General features: G+C 73.4%; 17 protein-coding genes and 1 riboswitch. Of the genes, 5 read left to right on the top strand and 12 right to left on the bottom strand.

The genetic code is table 11. The annotated features are described in order from the left end of the window. Positions 1 to 69 precede the first annotated feature (69 nt). Entirely contained in the window at positions 70 to 1,083 is a 1,014-nt protein-coding gene (locus tag NLU66_RS00750; protein WP_259361054.1) for an NAD(P)/FAD-dependent oxidoreductase, read from the top strand. Positions 1,084 to 1,105: 22 nt separating this feature from the next. On the opposite strand, the gene NLU66_RS00745 is transcribed toward NLU66_RS00750, so the two are convergent. Genes NLU66_RS00745 through idi form a run of 8 tightly spaced genes read right to left on the bottom strand, consistent with a single transcriptional unit; the run spans position 1,106 to position 7,664 of the window. Then, the gene (locus NLU66_RS00745; RefSeq protein WP_259361053.1) at positions 1,106 to 1,996 is read right to left on the bottom strand and encodes a prenyltransferase; all 891 of its coding nucleotides are present in this window, start codon (positions 1,994 to 1,996) and stop codon (positions 1,106 to 1,108) included. Then, a complete protein-coding gene (locus NLU66_RS00740; protein ID WP_259361052.1) occupies positions 1,993 to 2,301 on the bottom strand; it encodes a lycopene cyclase domain-containing protein in 309 nt (102 codons plus the stop codon). The genes NLU66_RS00745 and NLU66_RS00740 overlap by 4 nt, the downstream gene beginning before the upstream one ends. Then, positions 2,298 to 2,636 (bottom strand): lycopene cyclase domain-containing protein, encoded by a 339-nt coding sequence (locus tag NLU66_RS00735; RefSeq protein WP_259361051.1) that lies wholly within the window; start codon positions 2,634 to 2,636, stop codon positions 2,298 to 2,300. Before NLU66_RS00735 ends, NLU66_RS00740 begins: the two co-directional genes overlap by 4 nt. After that, the gene (gene crtI, locus NLU66_RS00730; RefSeq protein ID WP_259361050.1) at positions 2,633 to 4,261 is read right to left on the bottom strand and encodes a phytoene desaturase family protein; all 1,629 of its coding nucleotides are present in this window, start codon (positions 4,259 to 4,261) and stop codon (positions 2,633 to 2,635) included. Before crtI ends, NLU66_RS00735 begins: the two co-directional genes overlap by 4 nt. After that, positions 4,258 to 5,118, bottom strand: coding sequence for a phytoene/squalene synthase family protein (locus NLU66_RS00725; protein ID WP_259361049.1), 861 nt, complete (start codon positions 5,116 to 5,118; stop codon positions 4,258 to 4,260). The genes crtI and NLU66_RS00725 overlap by 4 nt, the downstream gene beginning before the upstream one ends. Further along, positions 5,115 to 5,954 carry a tryptophan-rich sensory protein gene (locus NLU66_RS00720; protein WP_259361048.1) on the bottom strand — a complete coding sequence of 280 codons (840 nt, stop codon included), beginning with the start codon at positions 5,952 to 5,954 and terminating at the stop codon, positions 5,115 to 5,117. Before NLU66_RS00720 ends, NLU66_RS00725 begins: the two co-directional genes overlap by 4 nt. 49 nt (positions 5,955 to 6,003) lie before the next feature. Continuing rightward, complete coding sequence (locus NLU66_RS00715) at positions 6,004 to 7,110, bottom strand: polyprenyl synthetase family protein (RefSeq protein WP_259361047.1); 1,107 nt, start codon at positions 7,108 to 7,110, stop codon at positions 6,004 to 6,006. Further along, a complete protein-coding gene (idi, locus tag NLU66_RS00710) occupies positions 7,107 to 7,664 on the bottom strand; it encodes an isopentenyl-diphosphate Delta-isomerase (RefSeq protein ID WP_259361046.1) in 558 nt (185 codons plus the stop codon). Before idi ends, NLU66_RS00715 begins: the two co-directional genes overlap by 4 nt. A gap of 89 nt (positions 7,665 to 7,753) precedes the next feature. Between idi and NLU66_RS00705 the strand changes: the two genes are divergently transcribed. Continuing rightward, positions 7,754 to 8,290 (top strand): MarR family winged helix-turn-helix transcriptional regulator, encoded by a 537-nt coding sequence (locus NLU66_RS00705; RefSeq protein ID WP_259361045.1) that lies wholly within the window; start codon positions 7,754 to 7,756, stop codon positions 8,288 to 8,290. 130 nt (positions 8,291 to 8,420) lie between these two features. On the opposite strand, the gene NLU66_RS00700 is transcribed toward NLU66_RS00705, so the two are convergent. Then, positions 8,421 to 8,618, bottom strand: coding sequence for a CsbD family protein (locus NLU66_RS00700; RefSeq protein ID WP_259361044.1), 198 nt, complete (start codon positions 8,616 to 8,618; stop codon positions 8,421 to 8,423). A gap of 285 nt (positions 8,619 to 8,903) precedes the next feature. Between NLU66_RS00700 and NLU66_RS00695 the strand changes: the two genes are divergently transcribed. Together NLU66_RS00695 and NLU66_RS00690 are read left to right on the top strand one after the other, a co-directional pair. After that, positions 8,904 to 10,478: a DHA2 family efflux MFS transporter permease subunit gene (locus NLU66_RS00695; RefSeq protein WP_259361043.1), complete on the top strand. Its 1,575-nt coding sequence runs from the start codon at positions 8,904 to 8,906 to the stop codon at positions 10,476 to 10,478. Positions 10,479 to 10,592: 114 nt separating this feature from the next. Beyond that, the gene (locus NLU66_RS00690; RefSeq protein WP_259361042.1) at positions 10,593 to 11,675 is read left to right on the top strand and encodes a DUF418 domain-containing protein; all 1,083 of its coding nucleotides are present in this window, start codon (positions 10,593 to 10,595) and stop codon (positions 11,673 to 11,675) included. On the opposite strand, the gene NLU66_RS00685 is transcribed toward NLU66_RS00690, so the two are convergent. The 3 genes from NLU66_RS00685 to thiC form a co-directional block, all read right to left on the bottom strand. After that, positions 11,669 to 12,325 carry a hypothetical protein gene (locus tag NLU66_RS00685; protein WP_259361041.1) on the bottom strand — a complete coding sequence of 219 codons (657 nt, stop codon included), beginning with the start codon at positions 12,323 to 12,325 and terminating at the stop codon, positions 11,669 to 11,671. The genes NLU66_RS00690 and NLU66_RS00685 overlap by 7 nt on opposite strands. A 527-nt stretch (positions 12,326 to 12,852) precedes the next feature. Then, entirely contained in the window at positions 12,853 to 14,106 is a 1,254-nt protein-coding gene (locus tag NLU66_RS00680; protein ID WP_259361040.1) for an MFS transporter, read from the bottom strand. Between the two features lie 69 nt (positions 14,107 to 14,175). Further along, positions 14,176 to 15,927, bottom strand: coding sequence for a phosphomethylpyrimidine synthase ThiC (gene thiC, locus NLU66_RS00675; protein ID WP_259361039.1), 1,752 nt, complete (start codon positions 15,925 to 15,927; stop codon positions 14,176 to 14,178). Further along, positions 15,925 to 16,038: riboswitch (TPP riboswitch) on the bottom strand. Its footprint overlaps the gene before it by 3 nt. 179 nt (positions 16,039 to 16,217) lie before the next feature. On the opposite strand from thiC, the gene NLU66_RS00670 reads away from it, so the two are divergent. Then, positions 16,218 to 16,868, top strand: coding sequence for a hypothetical protein (locus NLU66_RS00670; RefSeq protein WP_259361038.1), 651 nt, complete (start codon positions 16,218 to 16,220; stop codon positions 16,866 to 16,868). Positions 16,869 to 16,881: the final 13 nt, after the last annotated feature.

The raw sequence follows: 16,881 nt of genomic DNA, 5'->3' as shown, positions 1-16,881 counted from the left end.
AGAGCGTAGTCCTGTGGCGCAATCCGGGGCTAGCGTCGGAGCATCCGCCCGTCGCCTCAGGAGGCCACCATGACCGCACCCGTCCCCACCACCGCTCCCGCTCTGCCCGAGCTCGTCGACGTCGCCGTGATCGGCGGCGCCGCCGCCGGCCTCAACGCCGCCCTCATGCTGGGCCGCTCGCTGCGCAGCGTCGTCGTCCTCGACGCCGGCACCCCGCGCAACGCCCCCGCCGCCGGCGTGCACGGACTCCTGGGTCGCGAGGGCACGCCGCCACTCGAGCTGCTCGCCCGCGGCCGCGAGGAGGTGCGCTCTTACGGCGGCCTGATCCTCGAGGACGCCGTGCTCGCCGCCCGCCCCGCCGATCCCGTCGACGGCGACCTCCGCTTCGCTCTCGACCTCGCCTCCGGTGCCCGCCTCACGGCCCGCCGGATCATCGTCGCGACCGGCGTGCGCGACGAGCTCCCGGAGCTCCCCGGCCTCGCCGAGCACTGGGGCCACGGCCTCGTCCACTGCCCCTACTGCCACGGCTACGAGGTGCGCGACCGCGCGATCGGCATCGTGGGCGTCGGCCCCGGCTCCGTGCACCAGGCGCTCATGTTCCGCCAGCTCAGCGAGGACGTCGTCTACCTCGTGCGCGGCACCGAGCTGCCCGAGGACGGCCGCGCCCTGCTCGCCGCGCGCGGCGTGCGGATCCTCGAGGAGGACGTGGTCGAGGTGCTCGCCGCGGACGACGCCGACCCCGTCACGGGCTCCCGCGTCGCCGGGGTGCGCCTCGCGAGCGGGGAGACGCTCGCGCGCGAGGTGCTCGCCGTCGCGAGCCGCGTGCACCCCCGCCTCCACGGCCTCGAGGGCCTCGGCCTCGGGATCGAGGAGATGCCCGGCGGGTTCGGCGAGAAGGTCCCGACCGCCATGGCCGGCGTGACCGCGGTGCCGGGCGTCTGGGCCGCCGGCAACGTCGCCGAGCCGATGGCGCAGGTGGGCGCCTCCGCCGCGGGCGGCGCGCTCGCCGGCGCGCACGTGAACGGCGACCTCGTCATGGCCGAGGCGCAGGCCGCGGCGGTGTCCGCGCCCTCGGCGGCCTGAGGCGGTCGTCTCCGCCGACGACCTACTGGCCGGAGCCGGGCAGCGCGGCGATCAGCAGACCGATCGTCAGCGCCGTCCCGGCCAGCAGGTTGAGCACCAGGAAGCGACGCCAGGCGGCGTGGGCGCGCGGGCTCTCGGCATCGGGCAGCGACCGGAGCGGCCAGGCGCTCAGCGCGTAGGGGAGCACCAGCAGCGCGGAGAGCCGGAGCGGCCCCGGCAGGGTGACCAGCAGCGTTCCGGCCACGAGATACAGCGCGATCGCGCCGCGGACCGTCCAACGGGCGCCGAGGGCGGTCGCGACGGATCCGATCCCCGCCGACCGATCGGCGAGGACGTCCTGGACCGCGCCGAGGGCGTGGGAGGCCATGCCCCAGGCGAGGAACGCGGCGAGCACGACGAGCGCCGTCCGGCCGATGCCGCCGTCCGCCATCAGCAGGCCCACGAGCGCGGGTCCCACGAAGTGCACCGACGAGGTGAGCGAGTCGAGGACCGGCCGCTCCTTCAGGCGTACCTGCGGCGCCGAGTAGCCGACCACCGCCGCGAGCACCGCCACGAGGGCGAGGGACGACCACGGGTTCCCGACCGCGAGGAGAGCGAGGACGAAGGGGACGCAGACGAGGCCGGCGACCCAGAGCATCGTGCGATGCAGCCCGGGATCCAGGACGATCCCCTCGACCCCGCCCTTGCGAGGGTTGCGGAGGTCCGACTCGTGGTCGAAGACGTCGTTGACCCCGTACATGAGCAGGTTGTAGGGGAACAGGAAGAACAGGGTGCCGACGGCGAGCACCGCATCGACCCGGCCGCCCCCGGCCAGGTAGCCGAGCGCGAAGGGGTAGGCGGTGTTGACCCAGCTCAGAGGGCGGGACGAGGCGAGCAGCCGGAGGGCGGCACCGGGGGTGAGGGTGGTCGTCATGAATCCTCCGCGGGGGCGATCAGCAGGTGCAGGGCGGGCAGGAGCAGGCCGGCGGCGATCGGCCAGGCGAGGTCCTCGAGGGGCATGAGACCGATCCGGACCCCCAGAAGCAGCGAGGGCTCGAAGCGGAACAGATCGGCCGCGATCATGAGGTTGTCGAACACCGTGGTGAGCACGAGCAGGCCCATGATCGTCGCCGAGGTCGCGATCCACCACGACGCACCGGGACGACGTCGGTGCACGGCGAGGGCGAGCACCAGGAGCGGCGGCAGCAGGAAGCAACCGGCGAGGGCGGCGTAGGTCATCGCGCGGGGCTCGGTGCGCGCCGACGGGCGAGTGCACGCGCGACGAGGGCGTGCAGGACCAGCGTGGTGTAGGCGAGGACGACGACGAAGACGAGCTCCTCCACGGGCAGATGGGGTGCGAGCATCAGCCCGCTCAGGGCCGGGCTGCGCCCGAGCCCGTAATGGCCCGCGGCGATGGCCGCCAGGTCCCAGCTGAGGAAGTACACGGTGCCGACGGCGAGGACGGCGAGGGCGGGCCGCGCCGCGCGTCCCAGCACGAGGCGGTACCGCGCATCGAGGGTGCCCATGCCCAGCAGCGGCACGCACAGGCACAGAAGGTACAGCCCGCCGATCATCGTTCCCCCTCCTGTGCCGCGGCCGCGCCCGAGCCGGCCGCCCGGGGGGAGGGCTCCGGCAGCGGCGAGGCCGAACGGTCGCCCCGTACCCGTTTGACCACGAGCTCCGCGCTGATGAGGCACATCGGTACTCCGATCCCCGGGATGGTCGAGGACCCGGCGTACAGCAGCCCCTCGACCTTCCGAGAGGTGTTGCGTGCCCGGAACATGGCGCTCTGGCTGAGGGTGTGCGCGGGGCCCAGCATGCTGCCCCGCCAGGCGGAGAGGTCCGCGGCGTGGTCCCCCGGTCCCACCGTGCGTCGCACCACCACGCGTGAGGCCAGGTCCGGGATGCCTGCCCACGCGGACACCTGCGCGATCGCGTCGTCCGCGATCGCCTCGATGCGCGGATCACCCCCGCCGTCGATGCCGCCGTGGCCCAGCTCGGCATCGGCGGGCACGGGGACCAGCACGAACAGGTTCTCGTGCCCGGTGGGCGCGACCTCGGGATCAGTGGCCGAAGGACGGCACACGTAGCTCGAGGCGGGATCGGGGACACGCCCCTGCGCGATCGCCCCGAAGTTCTCCGCCCAGTCGCGGGTGAAGAAGAGGCTGTGGTGGGCGAGCTGCGGGAGCGCCCCGCGCACGCCGAGCATGACGAGCACGGCGCCCGGCCCCGGTGTGCGGCGGCGCCACCAGCGCTCGGGATAGGTGCGCAGCGCAGGGGGCAGGAGGGCGGTCTCCACGTGGTGGAGGTCAGCGGCGGCCACGACGAGGTCCGCGGGGATCTGCTCGGTGCCGCCCTCGGCATCCACCTGCACGCCGGTCACGCGAGGTCGTCGCCGGGTCCTCGCGTCGACGAGGATCTGCTGCGCGCGAGCGCCCGTGCGCAGGTCCACCCCCTCCTTCCTCGCGAGCGAGGTCATCGCCTCCACGACGTGAGCGAAGCCCCCGAGGGGGTACTGGACCCCACCGGTGAGGTCGAGGGCGCTCATGAGGTGGTACATGCTGGGCGCGCGGTCGGGGGAGGTCCCCAGGAAGACGGCGGGATATCCCAGCACCTGACGGAGGCGTCGGTCCTGGAACCGCCGCCCGACCAGGGAGTCCAGCGGCTCCACGAGCAGACGCACCAGGGTCGGCGCATGCCGCAGCACCTCGGGGTGAGCGAGGGACACGGGGGAGTCGAACGAGGTGTAGAGGAACCGTCGCAGCGCCATGTCGTAGGTGCGTCGGGCCGAGGTGAGATGGCGGTCCAGGGCTCGTCCCGCTCCCGGCTCCCTCCGCTCGAACGCCTCGGCATTGCGCGCCGCGGAGCGGCTCACGTCCAACGGCTCCTCCTCGCCCTCGAAGCGCACGCGGAAGGCGGGCTCGGGATGGCGGAGCTCCAGCTGCTCGGCGGCGGAGGTGCCCAGCAGGCGGAAGTAGTGGTCGAACACCTCGGGCATGAGATACCAGGAGGGGCCGGTGTCGAAGCGGAACCCGCCCTGCTCCCACGTGCCCGCGCGCCCGCCCAGCTCCTCGCGGGCCTCGAGCAGGGTGACCCGGTGCCCGTCCCGCGCGAGCAGCGTCGCGGTGGCGAGTCCCGAGACGCCCCCGCCGATGACGGCCACGCGGCGCGCGCCGGGCAGCTCCCCCCGTGCGCTCATCGGCCACCGTCCAGGAGCGCGGCGGCGAGCACGCGGGCCTTGACAGGGCCCGGGACGCGCACGCGCCGCACCCGGATCTGTGCGGAGGGGGTGCGTCGCAGTCGGAGCGCCAGCTCGCGATACAGGCCGTGCGCGGCGGCGACGGCACGGCGGCTGCTCGGGGGGAGCTGCGGAATCCCCTGGGCGGCGGATCGGAGGTCGGCGTCGACCTGGTCGAGGACCGCGTCGCGTCGGGCGTCGTCGAACACGTCGAGGTCCAGCTCGGGCCCGTACGTGCGGCCCAGGTGGGAATGGTCCTCGGAGAGGTCGCGCAGGAAGTTGACCTTCTGGAAGGCGGCGGCCAGATGCACCGCCGGGTCACGGAGCCGGGTGTAGGAGCTCTCGTCGCCGTCCACGAAGACGCGCAGGCACATGAGTCCCACCACCTCCGCGGAGCCGTGGATGTAGGTGTCCAGACTCGCAGCATCGTGCGCGGTCACGGTGAGGTCCGCCCGCATCGAGCGGAAGAACGGGTCCACGAGCTCCGCATCGATGCCGTGCTCCCGGGCCGCGAGGGCGAAGGCGTGGACCACGAGGTTGGTGCTGCGCTCGCCGGCGAGGGCGGCACCGGTCTGCTGCTCGAGCTCCGCGAGGAGACGGGAGCGGTCCTCCGGCCGGAGCCGTGGATCCGGGTCGTCCACGATCTCGTCCGCGAGGCGCACGAGGGCGTAGATGCTCCGCACGTCGGTGCGGACGGGCTCGTCGAGCAGGCGACTCGCCCAGCCGAAGCTCGTGGAGTAGCCGGCGATGACCCGGGACGCGCTGTCCTGCGCCACCCGGTCGTAGAGCGTGCCGGGTGCGGCATCGGGTGAGCTCATGACGCGTTCCGGATCGCGCGGATCCGCTCCTGTGCCGTGGTGATCCCGGCGATGACCAGCCCTGCGGCAGCGACGGCGGCCGTCCCGCCGACGAGCGTGGAGGCGGGCTCACCGGCCAGGCGCCCCACGGCGATCCAACCGAGCCCCCACCCCACCGCCAGGACGGCGGCGAGCGGGGCGAGTGTGCCGGCGGAGCGGCGGCCGGAGAGCGCCAGGCCCATACCCACGGCGGCCGCGACGATCACCACGCCGACGGCGAGCGGGCCGGGTGATCCTGCACCCGTCGTGGAGAAGCCGCGGAAGCCCGCTCCGAGCAGGGCCGCGGCGATGTTCGCGCAGGTCGCCACGCACACCCATCCGAGGTAGAGGCCGAAGGTGCCGTGCAGGGCGACCGCCTCGACGGGCCCGCGGGGAGCGCTCGCGGTGAGGCGGCGGACGATCACCGCGAGGACCGTGAGCAGCACGACGATGACGAGGACGGACAGGGAGAGCATGCCCCCCTGCACGACGAGGATCCACAGGGCGTTCAGCAGCATCGAGAGGATCGCCGCGACCCGGATCCGGTGCCGGTCCGTCGGGTCCCACCACTGGACGATCGTGTAGGCGGCGAGGCCCAGGTAGATCAGCGACCAGATGGAGAAGGCGCCGCCGGCGGGCGCGAGCGGGGTCGCGTCGGCCGAGAGCAGCCCGCCTCCGGCGCCCTGGACCGGCGTGCCGCCGAACGCGCCGACACCCACGGCGGTGCCGACGACCGTGAGGGCGAGCGCCGCGGTGGTGGCGAGGCGGGGGAGGACGCCGTGCGGGCGGGGAGCGCGTGGCGCCGTGGACGTGGTCATGAGCGGTCCTCCGCGAGGGAGAGGGGACGGGGGTGGCGATCGTGCGGGGTCATGCGCCGACCTCCCGCACGCCCACGAGCTGTGCGTGCGCCGTCTCGAGCATCCGGCGGCGCGTCGCGTCCAGCACGACGACGAGCCCGTCCGGCACGCCGCTGGAGATGGCGAGCTCGACGGCGAGGTCCAGCTGCTCCTCGGCGAGAGCCTCGGTGCGCGCGCGGGCCCCGCAGTCCTCGAGCAGTCGGCGCGCCTCCTGCAGGGAGCTCTCGTCCGCATCGGGGTCCCCGATGAGGGGGAGGAGCAGCGGCCAGGCGTCCGTCGGCTCCGCATGGGCGATCAGACCCGTGCGCGCCCCGTCCCGGAGGTCGGAGAGCGCGCTCTTGCCGGTGCGGGACTCGTCACCGAAGATGCCGACGAGGTCGTCGAGCAGCTGGAAGCCGATGCCGAGCGGGCGGCCGACGGCGGCGAGCGCCTCGTCGACCTGCTCGTCGGCTCCGGCGAGCACGGCTCCGGCGCGCAGCGGCAGCTCGGTCGTGTAAGCGGAGGTCTTGAGGGCGGCGACCCGCACGGAGGCGGTGACCGGGGTGGGCGAGGGCCCGCCGGCAGGCGCGACGGCCGTCGGCGCGACGTCGGCGAGCTCGCCCGCGGCGCTCGCGTGCACCGCGCTCTCCAGGAGATCGACGAGACGGTCGACCGTCGTCGCGGGAGCGCCGCAGCGCAGGACGGCCGTGAGCGCGGTGATCAGCCCGAGGTCCCCGGCGAGGGTCCCTCCGGCGTCGCCGTAGCGTCGGGCGCTGCGCAGGGGAGCGCCCTCGGCGAGAGCGGCGGTCGTCAGCGCGGCGTGCGCCGTGGGGGCCCCGCGGCGGACGGGATCGGCGTCGATGACGTCGTCCTGGAGGACGAAGGCGGCGTGGAGGATCTCGATCGCGGCGGCGACGCGGAGGGCGGGGCCGTCGGGATCGCCGCCGAGGGCTCGGCAGGTGTCCAGCAGGAGGTGCGGGCGGAGCCGGCCGCCGCCGCTGCACGCGTGGGACAGAGCGGCCATGAGCGCGACGTGCTCGTGGTCGGATCCGGGGGCGGCGCGTCGGGCCGTGGCGGTGAGGGTCTCGGCGATGGTGGCGTCGAGAGAGGGTCGCTGCGACCGCGCGTCCGTGCTCATCGATCGGTCCCGGAGGCGGTAAGGTGCGCACCGAGCAGCGGGACCTGGGCGGCGCACCAGGGGCTGAGGGTCCAGGGCGCGGTCCGCACGAGCTGGTGGAGCTCGCCCGGAGTGACCCAGCGCAGGTCCATCACCTCCTCGGGGCGGGGGTCGGGTGCGGTCGCGCAGCGTGCCACGGCGACCGGGCAGAACTCGTTCTCGACGATGCCGGAGGCATCGGTGGCGACGTAGTGGAAGTCGGGGAGGACCGTCCTCGGCGAGTGCAGCGCCATGCCGAGCTCGTCCTCGGCCCGTCGGGCGATGGCGTCGGGGAGCGACTCGCCAAGACGCGGATGGCCGCAGAGGGAGTTCGTCCACACGCCCGGCCAGGTGCGCTTGCCCAGGGCGCGTCGCGTGAGCAGCACTCGGCCGTCGTCGCCGATCACGTAGCAGGAGAAGCCGAGGTGGCGCGGGGTGCTGGTCGAGTGCACCTCTGCGCGAAGCGCGAGCTCCCCCGTGGGACGCCCGTCCACATCGACCAGGACGACGTGGTCGTGAGTTGCGGTGACGGTCATGATGTCTCCTCTCCGATCGGATCCGACCTCGGTCGAGATGGGCAGAATAGATAGCCTGGCTATGTAAATGGAGCGTAGCATCGGTCGTCATGGATGCGCGCACGATCGCCGGCGGCCCTCGCGGCGCCGGCTACTGGTACGACGACGAAGGAGACGCCTCTGCGGTCGCGATGCTCGCTGCGGTCCGCCGTCTCCGCCACGCCGATCATGAGATGCGTCGACGCATCAGCGCGGGCATGGACATGAACACCACGGACCTTGAGGCGCTCCGACACGTCATCGCCCACGAGTCCGTTGAGGACCCCCTGACGCTGCTGCGTCTCGCTCGGCTCCTCGGCATCTCCGGGGCCTCCACCACCAAGCTGCTGGACCGCCTCTCCCGCTCGGGGCATCTGCGTCGCGCCCCTCATCCCACCGACCGTCGTGCGCTCGTCGTGCGTGCGACGGATCATGCCCACGAGGAGGTCCGCGACCGCCTCGCCGTCATGCACGAGCGCATGCTCGAGGTGGCCCAGCAGGTCCCCCTGCACTCACGCCGCGCGGTGGCGGAGTTCCTCGACGCCCTCGCCGAGCATCTCGATGAACAAGCGGCTCCCGACCCCTTGACCCCGGCGCCGCGCCGCTGACCTTGGCCTCCCCAGCTCATTTCGGCGCCGCGCCGCCGGGGATCGGTGGGTGAGCAGATCGCGAGGGCGGCCCCGCCGTGCGGGACCGCCCTCGCGATGAACCGGCGCGAGCGCTGGCAGAGCTGGTTCGTCAGTCGTTCTTCAGGCCCTTGAGGGCGCCGGTGACGGAGTCCTTCGCGTCCTGGAGCTTGTCCTTCAGACCGGCCTTGGTCTGGTCGACCTGGCCCTCGGCCTCGAGCTCCTTGTCCCCGCTCAGCTTGCCCAGGCCCTCCTTGGCCTGGCCACCCAGCTTCTCGCCCGCGTTCTCGAACTTGTCCTCGGTGCTCATGACTGCCTCCTCGACGTGGTCCACCGCCGGGTCCGGCGGTGCTGCGAGTGTAGACACGAGAGGACGGGACGTGCAGTGCTCATGACGCACTGCGACCGGGCGGTCGAGGCCTCGCCGTCCACGCTCTCACAGGTGCTCAGGTGCCCACGCTCGCGTCGGGGCGTCGAGGGAAAGGGATGCTCGCCACGTCCGGGGGCCATCCCCGTGGTCGAGCGTCCGGGAGCGGGCGTACATTCTCAGAGGCACCCGCGCCGGGCGCCCCCAGCACGTCCCCCGGAGGTCCCCATGGCCGAAGCCGCCCCGTCCGTCGCCGAGTCCGGGCAGGCGGAGCGCGACCCGCGCCTGGACCGGCCCTGGCCCGCCCTGTGGTCGATCGTCCTGGGGTTCTTCATGATCCTCGTGGACACCACGATCGTCACCGTCGCGATCCCCCGCATGCAGGAGGACCTCGACACCGAGCTCTCGAGCCTGCTGTGGGTCACGAGCGCGTACCTGCTCGCCTACGCCGTGCCGCTGCTCATCACCGGCCGCCTCGGCGACCGGCTCGGCATGAAGACGATGTACATGGCCGGCCTCGCCGTCTTCACCCTCTCGAGCCTGTGGTGCGGCCTCGCCGGCAGCGTCGAGATCCTCATCCTCGCCCGCGTGGTGCAGGGCCTCGGCGCCGGCATGATGACACCGCAGACGATGTCCATGATCACCCGCATGTTCGCCCCCAAGGACCGTCCTCAGGCGATGGCCCTGTGGGGCGCCACAGCGGGTGTCGCGACGCTCGTGGGCCCGCTCGCCGGGGGCCTGCTCGTCGACGGCCCCGGCTGGGAGTGGATCTTCTTCGTCAACGTGCCCGTCGGGATCATCGGCCTGCTGCTCGCCGCCCGCAACGTGCCCCGCTTCTCCCGCCGCGCCCACTCCTTCGACTGGCTCGGCGTGGTGCTCTCCGCCGCGGGTCTGTTCATGCTGGTCTTCGGCATCCAGGAGGGGGACACCTACGACTGGGGCACCATCACCGACTCGCTCGTCATCGCGGGCGTCGACACCCACCTCCCGATCTCCGTGGCCGGGCTGATCATCGCGGGCGCCGTCGTCATGGTCGCCTTCATCGTGTGGCAGGCCGTGAACCGCCGTGAGCCGCTCGTGCCGCTGCGCCTGTTCCGCGACCGCAACTTCTCCGTCGCCAACATCGCGATCGCGATGATGGGCGCGACCGTGCTCACCCTGTCCATCCCGATCACCCTGTACTTCCAGCAGGTGCTCGGCATGGACCCCACGCAGGCCGCCCTCATGACCGTGCCGATGGCGCTCGTCTCCGGCGCGCTCGCGCCCTTCGTGGGCCGCTGGATGAACCGCGTGAACCCGCGCTGGCTCGCCGTGGGCGGCTTCGCCTCGCTCGCAGCGGGCCTCGGCTGGCTCGCCCTGATCATGGAGCCCGGCACCGCGATCTGGCTGCTCCTGCTGCCCTTCGTGCTCGTGGGCCTCGGCAACGCCCTCATCTGGGGCCCGCTGTCGATGACCGCGACCCGCAACCTGCCGCCGTCGCTCGCGGGCGCCGGCTCCGGCGTCTACAACGAGACGCGGCAGATCGGCTCCGTGCTGGGATCCGCCGCGATCGCGACCCTCATGAGCACGCGCATCGCGGACCGCATCGGCGAGGTCGCCGGCGGCGCCAGCGGCGAGGGCGGGGCGGGGGCCACGGCCGAGGGCGCGCAGACGGGCTCCCTGCCCGAGTTCCTCCACGCCCCCTTCGCGCAGGCGATGGCCGACTCCCTGCTGCTGCCCGTGCTGCTCTCCCTCGTGGGCGTCGTCGCCGCGCTGTTCATCGGCAAGCCCGTCGAGACCGGGGCCTGGGAGCAGGACGAGTAGGGACACCGCACCCACGGGGGGAGTGAGCGGTCCGCCCGGGGGTGGACCGTCGGTCTGCCCGACGGGCCCGGCGTGGGACGCCTGGTCAGGGCGCTGACCGGGAGCATCGAACGCATGACCGGCCACCCCACTCATCCCACCGTCCCCGCCTCGTCCCCGGCCGTCGCCGACGACGCCGTGGTCACCCCACCGCGGGAGCGGATGCTCGTGCTCGACGTGGTGCGCGGTTTCGCCCTGTGCGGGATCCTCGTCGCCAACGTCGGCCCGCTGCTCGGGGTGGTCGTTCCGTGGGTCGACGGCGCCCCGCCGACGACCAGCGTGCTCGAGCAGCTGCTCGTCCAGCAGCGGTTCTTCCCGATCTTCTCGCTGCTCTTCGGCGTGGGCTTCGGCATGCTGTGGGCCTCCGCCTCCCGGCGCGCGGTGCGGCCGCGCGTGGTGCTTCTGCGGCGCCTGGTCGCGCTCGTGCTGCTCGGCGCGCTGCACCAGCTGCTGCAGGCGGGGGAGGCGCTGCTGCCCTACGCGATCGTCGGGACCCTGTTCCTCCTCCCGCTGACCTTCCTCCCGGAGCGGGCGCGCACCGTGGTCGCAGGGATCGGGGGAGCGGCGCTCACCGTCGTCGGCGCCTCGTACGGCGGGCTGATGCTCGTGCCCGGCATGTTCCTGCTCGGCTTCGCCGCGGCCGCGATCGACCTGCCGCGACGGTTCGAGCGCTCAGCCCGGCCCGGTCTCGTGCTCGCCGCCGTCGCGGCCGTGGTCGCCGTGCCGGCGGTGCTCCTCCAGCTGCGCAGTCCCGCCGCGGCGGGCTTCGACACGGTCAGCGCCGTGGCCGGTCTCGCGAGCGGCATGGCCCTCGTGGGCGTGATCGCCGCCCTGCTGCACACCCCGCTGCGCCCCCTGCTCGCGGCGGTCCTCGCGCCGCTCGGCCGGATGGCGCTCACGAACTACGTCTCCGCGACCCTCGTGGTCGTGGGGGCCGGCCTGGCCTTCTCCGTGCCGCCGCAGCTCGTGCGGGGCGAGGCCGCGCTCGTGCTCGACGACGCCGGGATGGCCGCGATCTGGGGTGGCTGCGCGCTCCTGCTCGTACTCCAGGTGCTCGTCGCCCGCGCCTGGCTGGCGCGCACGGCCCAGGGCCCGCTCGAGCGGCTGTGGCGCTTCGCGACCTGGCACGGGGAGCCGCGCCGGGTCGCGGGTCAGTAGATCCCGTCGTGGGTGGGGGTGAAGTCCTTCGCGACGCTCGACCAGATGCCGGCGCCGCAGGAGATCGGCGTGCGCGTGTAGCCGGAGGTCGTCGAGAACCGGGTCGTGGTCACGGCGGTCGCGACCTCCCAGCGGATGTTGGGGCTGCAGCCCTCGCCGTTCGCGTACCACCGCGCCACCCTCGAGGAGTAGTGCGCGTAGGCGCTCGCGCACTCGGCGCTCGAGGCGGCGGTCAGCTCGCTCCACTGCGGGGCGGCCATGCCCAGCGGCACGAGCCGCACCGCGTTCGTGAGGCGACCGGAGGAGGTGCGGCCGTCCTGCCAGGAGATCTGCAGGTCCATGTCCTCCCCGGCGTCCACCGAGCTCGCGCGCACCACGTTCCAGCGGGTCGAGTAGACGGTGCGGGAGGCGCCCGCGACGGTCTCCGTCCCGGCGGCCTCCCAGGTGCTCTCCGTCTTCACACCAGCGGTGCGCACGCCCGGCTGGCTGAGCCGGCTGAGGTAGCCGTAGCTGTTGGTCGCCGTGAGGCTGCGCTGGAGCGTGGTCGCGCCGTTCGGGTTCCGGTCCGGGCCGGAGAGGTTCGCGATGTCGAGGCGGAACGCGAGCGGGTAGGCGGTCGTGTCGATCGCGCAGGGGTTCTGGTTGCGCACGTTGATCGTGGAGGTCTGCAGGTACCCGTTGAGGCCGCCGGGGCCGTCGTACCAGATCGTGAAGGTGGGGCGGGTGGTGCCGGAGCAGCCGTCGTACGCGGCGACCTCCTGCGTGCGGGCCGCGAACAGCGCGTCGATCGCGGCGGTCGAGGGGCAGGCGGCGCTCGCCGCGACGGCGGGGGCGGCCGTGGCGACGACGGCGGTGGGGAGGGTCCAGGCGGGCGCCGCGCACGAGGGCGCGGCGGGACAGCGAGGCGGTGCTCATGGGGTTCGATTCCGTCGAGGAGTGGTCGGAAGAAGGAGCCCGTTCGTGCAACGCCGACGTTCAACCAGGGGACCCGGTGACCGTAGGGGCGCGCACAGCAGTACCGCCCCAGGAATGGCCTCCCGGGGCGGTGAAAAGTGTGAGTCACGGGTTGTCGGGGTGAACGTGCAGGTCAGCGCCTGGTGAGCTGCGGCGCACCGACCGCTTGTGCGGTGAGCGGGGTCTCCTGCCCTGCCCTGGGTGCGACCCCCGCGGAGCTGACTCAGCAGGCCGCGGGCACCGGGGCGTCCTCCACCACGGTCGCCGCGACGGCGCGGCGGTGCACCAGCAGCGACGCGCCCGCGATCCCGAGGCCCAGCACCGCGAGGACCACCCCGGTCCACGCCGGGGCGAGCAGGCCCCATCCGGCGGCGAGCACCGCCGCGCCCAGCGCCGCCCCGAGCGAGTTGCCGATGTTCAGCGCGGAATGATGCAGGGCCGCCGCGAGCGAGGGGGCGTCCGGGGAGGCGTCGAGCAGGAACAGCTGCAGCGAGGGGCCCATGAGCTGCGAGGTCACCGCGATCGCGAACAGCAGCGCCATCCCGGCGATCGCGTGCTGGGCGACCAGCGCGAAGATCGCGAGCGTGATCGCCATGCCCACGAGGCCCATGAGGATCGTCCCGTAGATGCTGCGGTCCGCGAGCCGGCCCGCGATCACATTGCCCACCGTCATGCCCACGCCGAACACGAACAGCGCGACCGGCACGGCGCGCTCGCCGAGGCCCATCACGCCCGGCACGATCTCGCCCACGTAGCTGTACACCGCGAACATGCCGCCGAACCCGATCGCACCGATCCCGAGCCCGAACCACACCTGGCCGCGGCGCAGCGCCCCCAGCTCACCGCGGATCGAGCCGGTGCCCGTGGAGCCCTCCGGCTCCGGCACCAGGCGCCAGATCGCGAGGGTCGACGCCGCTGCGAGCACCACGACGATCACGTACGCCGAGCGCCAGCCCACCGACTGCCCGAGCGCTGTCGACGCCGGCACGCCGAGCATCGTCGCGATCGTCAGGCCCAGCATCACGAGGGACACCGAGCGGGCGCGCCGCCCCGGCGGGGACAGGCGCGAGGCGACGAGCGCCGAGACCCCGAAGAACGCGCCGTGCGGCAGCCCCGCCACGAAGCGGGCGAGGGCGAGCACCGTGAAGCTCGGCGCGATCGCCGAGGCCAGGTTCCCGAGGCCGATCAGCGCGATGAGCACCACCAGGAGCCTCGCCCGCGGCACGCGCACCGCGGCGATCGTCACGAGCGGCGCCCCGATCACCACGCCCAGCGCGTAGAGCGTGATGAGCATGCCCGCCTGCGGCACGCTCACCTCGAGCGAGCGCGCGATCTGCGGCAGCAGACCCATCGACGCGAACTCGGTGGTGCCGATCGCGAAGGCGCCGAGCGCCATCGCGAGGATGACCAGCCGCAGCCGGCCCGGGGGCAGGGGAGCGGGGGCCGCAGGCGGCAGGGTGGTGGTCGAGGTGCTCAACAGGGGCTCCAGCGCGGGGTGGTTCAGGGCATCGCTGCCGACGCTGGCACCGGTGGGGACCCCTCGATCCTACGGGCGAGCGGGCACCGATGGGGAGGGCAGGTACACCGTGCCGCCCTGCTCGCGGAACTCCCGGGACTTCGCCTCCATGCCCGCGAGCGCGATCCGCTCCTGGGCGGGCATGTCCCCGTAGGTGTCGCGGATGTCCTGCGAGATCCGCATCGAGCAGAACTTCGGCCCGCACATCGAGCAGAAGTGCGCCGTCTTCGCGGGCTCCGCGGGGAGCGTCTCGTCGTGGTACTGCTCCGCGAGCTGCGGGTCCAGGGACAGACCGAACTGGTCCCGCCAGCGGAACTCGAAGCGGGCCTTCGAGAGCGCGTCGTCGCGGTCGCGGGCGCCGGGGTGGCCCTTGGCGACGTCCGCCGCGTGGGCGGCGATCTTGTAGGTGATCACGCCGGTCTTCACGTCGTCGCGGTCGGGGAGGCCCAGGTGCTCCTTGGGCGTCACGTAGCAGAGCATCGCCGTGCCGTAGCGGGCGATCTCGGTGGCGCCGATCGCGGAGGTGATGTGGTCGTACGCGGGGGCGATGTCCGTGACGAGCGGGCCCAGCGTGTAGAACGGGGCGCCGTGGCACAGCTCCTGCTGGCGCTCCACGTTCTCCCGCACGAGGTGCAGCGGCACGTGCCCCGGCCCCTCGACCATGACCTGCACGTCGTGCTCCCAGGCGCGGGCGGTGAGCTCCGCGAGCGTGTCGAGCTCCGCGAACTGGGCGGCGTCGTTCGCGTCCGCGAGGGAGCCGGGACGCAGCCCGTCACCGAGGGAGAAGGAGACGTCGTAGCGGGCGAAGATCGCGCACAGCTCGTCGAAGTGCTCGTAGAGGAAGTTCTCGCGGTGGTGGGCGAGGCACCAGCCGGCGAGGATCGAGCCGCCGCGGGAGACGATCCCCGTGACCCGCTCCGCCGTGAGCGGCACGTGCCGCAGCAGCACGCCCGCGTGGATCGTCATGTAGTCCACGCCCTGCTCGCACTGCTCGATCACCGTGTCCCGGAAGATCTCCCAGGTCAGGGCGTTCGCATCCCCGCCCACCTTCTCGAGCGCCTGGTAGATGGGGACCGTGCCGATCGGCACGGGGGAGTTGCGCAGGATCCACTCGCGGGTGGTGTGGATGTCCTCCCCGGTGGAGAGGTCCATGACGGTGTCCGCACCCCAGCGGGTCGCCCACTCGAGCTTCGCGACCTCCTCCGCGATCGACGAGGTCACCGCCGAGTTGCCGATGTTCGCGTTGACCTTCACGAGGAACGCGCGGCCGATGATCATCGGCTCCGCCTCCGGGTGGTTCACGTTCGCGGGGATGATCGCGCGGCCCGCCGCGAGCTCGCTGCGCACGAGCTCCACGTCGCAGCCCTCGCGCAGCGCCACGTACCGCATCTCCGCGGTGATCTCCCCGCGGCGGGCGTAGTGCATCTGCGTGACCCGTCGGCCCTCGAGGCCGCGCAGCGGCTCCCGCCGCGCACCCCGCCACTCCGCGCTCGCCTCCCCGCGGCGCACGGCGCTGCGGCCGTCGTCCTCGAGGCTCCGACCGCGGCCCGTGTAGTCCTCGACGTCGCCGCGGCCGCGGATCCAGTCCGCGCGCAGCGGGGCGAGTCCCTCCTCCGGCTCGCAGCCGGGGCCCGCGGTGCGGTAGACGGTCACGGGCGGGTTCTCCGCGCCGCTCGGGGCGGGGTCCTGGGAGATCCGGGTGACGGGCACGCGGATGCCGTGCTCGGGATCCTCGAGGTGGTCGAGGGTGTGGGTGGGGTAGTTCTCAGGGCGTGCGGACATGCAGTCGCTCTCCTTCTTCCTTCGCCGGCATGACCCGGGCAGGTTCGGTCGGTACTCGGACCGCGACAGTCCGATCTCAGCCCGTTGCGACGGGCACCCGAGGGATCGGCGAGCACCGTACCCCAGGAGCGGGAGGGCCGGCGGCGCCGTCCGTCGGCGGGGCCGACGGGCCGGTCTGATCGCGACGGACCTGCGGGCCGACGGGCCGACGAACCTGCCCGATCGGCTGTGCTCCGCGACCGCGGCGCCTACAGTGGGCCCCTGCCACCGCGGGACCACCAGGAGCGACGATGACCCAGCCCCAGCCCGGCCTCCCCGAGCCCCGGCCCGGCTTCCACGGGCCGCAGTTCGGCGCGCCCGTGCCCGCCCCGGACCGTCGCGAACGGCGGGACGGAGCCCGCTACGGCATGGCCCTCGTCGCGACCGTGATCGGCTCCTACCTGCTCGCGCAATGGTCCCCGGTCGGGTTCGTCGGCTTCGACGACCCGCTGCTGAGGCTCCAGGGCATCGGCCAGCTCGGGATCGGCCTGCTCGTGCTCGCGGGCGGCCTCGCCCTCGCGCCCACCGCCCTGTGGCGGGCGGCGCTCGCCGTGCTGGTCGTCGTCGTGCCCGTCCTGCTCGGGACGGTCCTCGTGATCCCGTACCTCCGGGGCGACCTGGACATGCCGCAGCCCTTCCCGCGGATGCTGGACCTCTCGATCCTGGGCCCGGCCGTGGGGCTGCTGGGCTGGCTGATCGTGCGCGGACGCAGCCCCGTGACGTACGTGCTCGTGCTGGGCTTCCTGCTGATCCTCCCCGCGCAGTGGGCGGTCATGTTCTACGGGATCCCGAGCCCTGTGCTGTGGGGCGTCGAGCTCGTACTCGCCGCGGTGATCGGGATCGGCGCGGCGTGGCTCGCGGCGCTCGGCTCGCGATGGCTGCTGGGGACCGTGCGGCGGTGACCTGCCGGAGCGG

The sequence above is a fragment of the Brachybacterium sp. NBEC-018 genome (assembly GCF_024860185.1).
Lineage (GTDB): Bacteria > Actinomycetota > Actinomycetes > Actinomycetales > Dermabacteraceae > Brachybacterium > Brachybacterium rhamnosum.
Note: the sequence above shows the minus strand (reverse complement) of the source record. Positions and strands in the feature narration are given on the sequence as shown.

Coding starts and splice junctions, on each gene's coding strand:
- NLU66_RS00690 (WP_259361042.1), top strand. CDS start 10,593: ATGACCGGCCACCCCACTCATCCCACCGTCCCCGCCTCGTCCCCGGCC.
- NLU66_RS00750 (WP_259361054.1), top strand. CDS start 70: ATGACCGCACCCGTCCCCACCACCGCTCCCGCTCTGCCCGAGCTCGTC.
- NLU66_RS00670 (WP_259361038.1), top strand. CDS start 16,218: ATGACCCAGCCCCAGCCCGGCCTCCCCGAGCCCCGGCCCGGCTTCCAC.
- idi (WP_259361046.1), bottom strand. CDS start 7,664: ATGACCGTCACCGCAACTCACGACCACGTCGTCCTGGTCGATGTGGAC.
- thiC (WP_259361039.1), bottom strand. CDS start 15,927: ATGTCCGCACGCCCTGAGAACTACCCCACCCACACCCTCGACCACCTC.
- crtI (WP_259361050.1), bottom strand. CDS start 4,261: ATGAGCGCACGGGGGGAGCTGCCCGGCGCGCGCCGCGTGGCCGTCATC.
- NLU66_RS00720 (WP_259361048.1), bottom strand. CDS start 5,954: ATGACCACGTCCACGGCGCCACGCGCTCCCCGCCCGCACGGCGTCCTC.
- NLU66_RS00705 (WP_259361045.1), top strand. CDS start 7,754: ATGGATGCGCGCACGATCGCCGGCGGCCCTCGCGGCGCCGGCTACTGG.
- NLU66_RS00735 (WP_259361051.1), bottom strand. CDS start 2,636: ATGATCGGCGGGCTGTACCTTCTGTGCCTGTGCGTGCCGCTGCTGGGC.
- NLU66_RS00700 (WP_259361044.1), bottom strand. CDS start 8,618: ATGAGCACCGAGGACAAGTTCGAGAACGCGGGCGAGAAGCTGGGTGGC.
- NLU66_RS00695 (WP_259361043.1), top strand. CDS start 8,904: ATGGCCGAAGCCGCCCCGTCCGTCGCCGAGTCCGGGCAGGCGGAGCGC.
- NLU66_RS00715 (WP_259361047.1), bottom strand. CDS start 7,110: ATGAGCACGGACGCGCGGTCGCAGCGACCCTCTCTCGACGCCACCATC.
- NLU66_RS00740 (WP_259361052.1), bottom strand. CDS start 2,301: ATGACCTACGCCGCCCTCGCCGGTTGCTTCCTGCTGCCGCCGCTCCTG.
- NLU66_RS00725 (WP_259361049.1), bottom strand. CDS start 5,118: ATGAGCTCACCCGATGCCGCACCCGGCACGCTCTACGACCGGGTGGCG.
- NLU66_RS00745 (WP_259361053.1), bottom strand. CDS start 1,996: ATGACGACCACCCTCACCCCCGGTGCCGCCCTCCGGCTGCTCGCCTCG.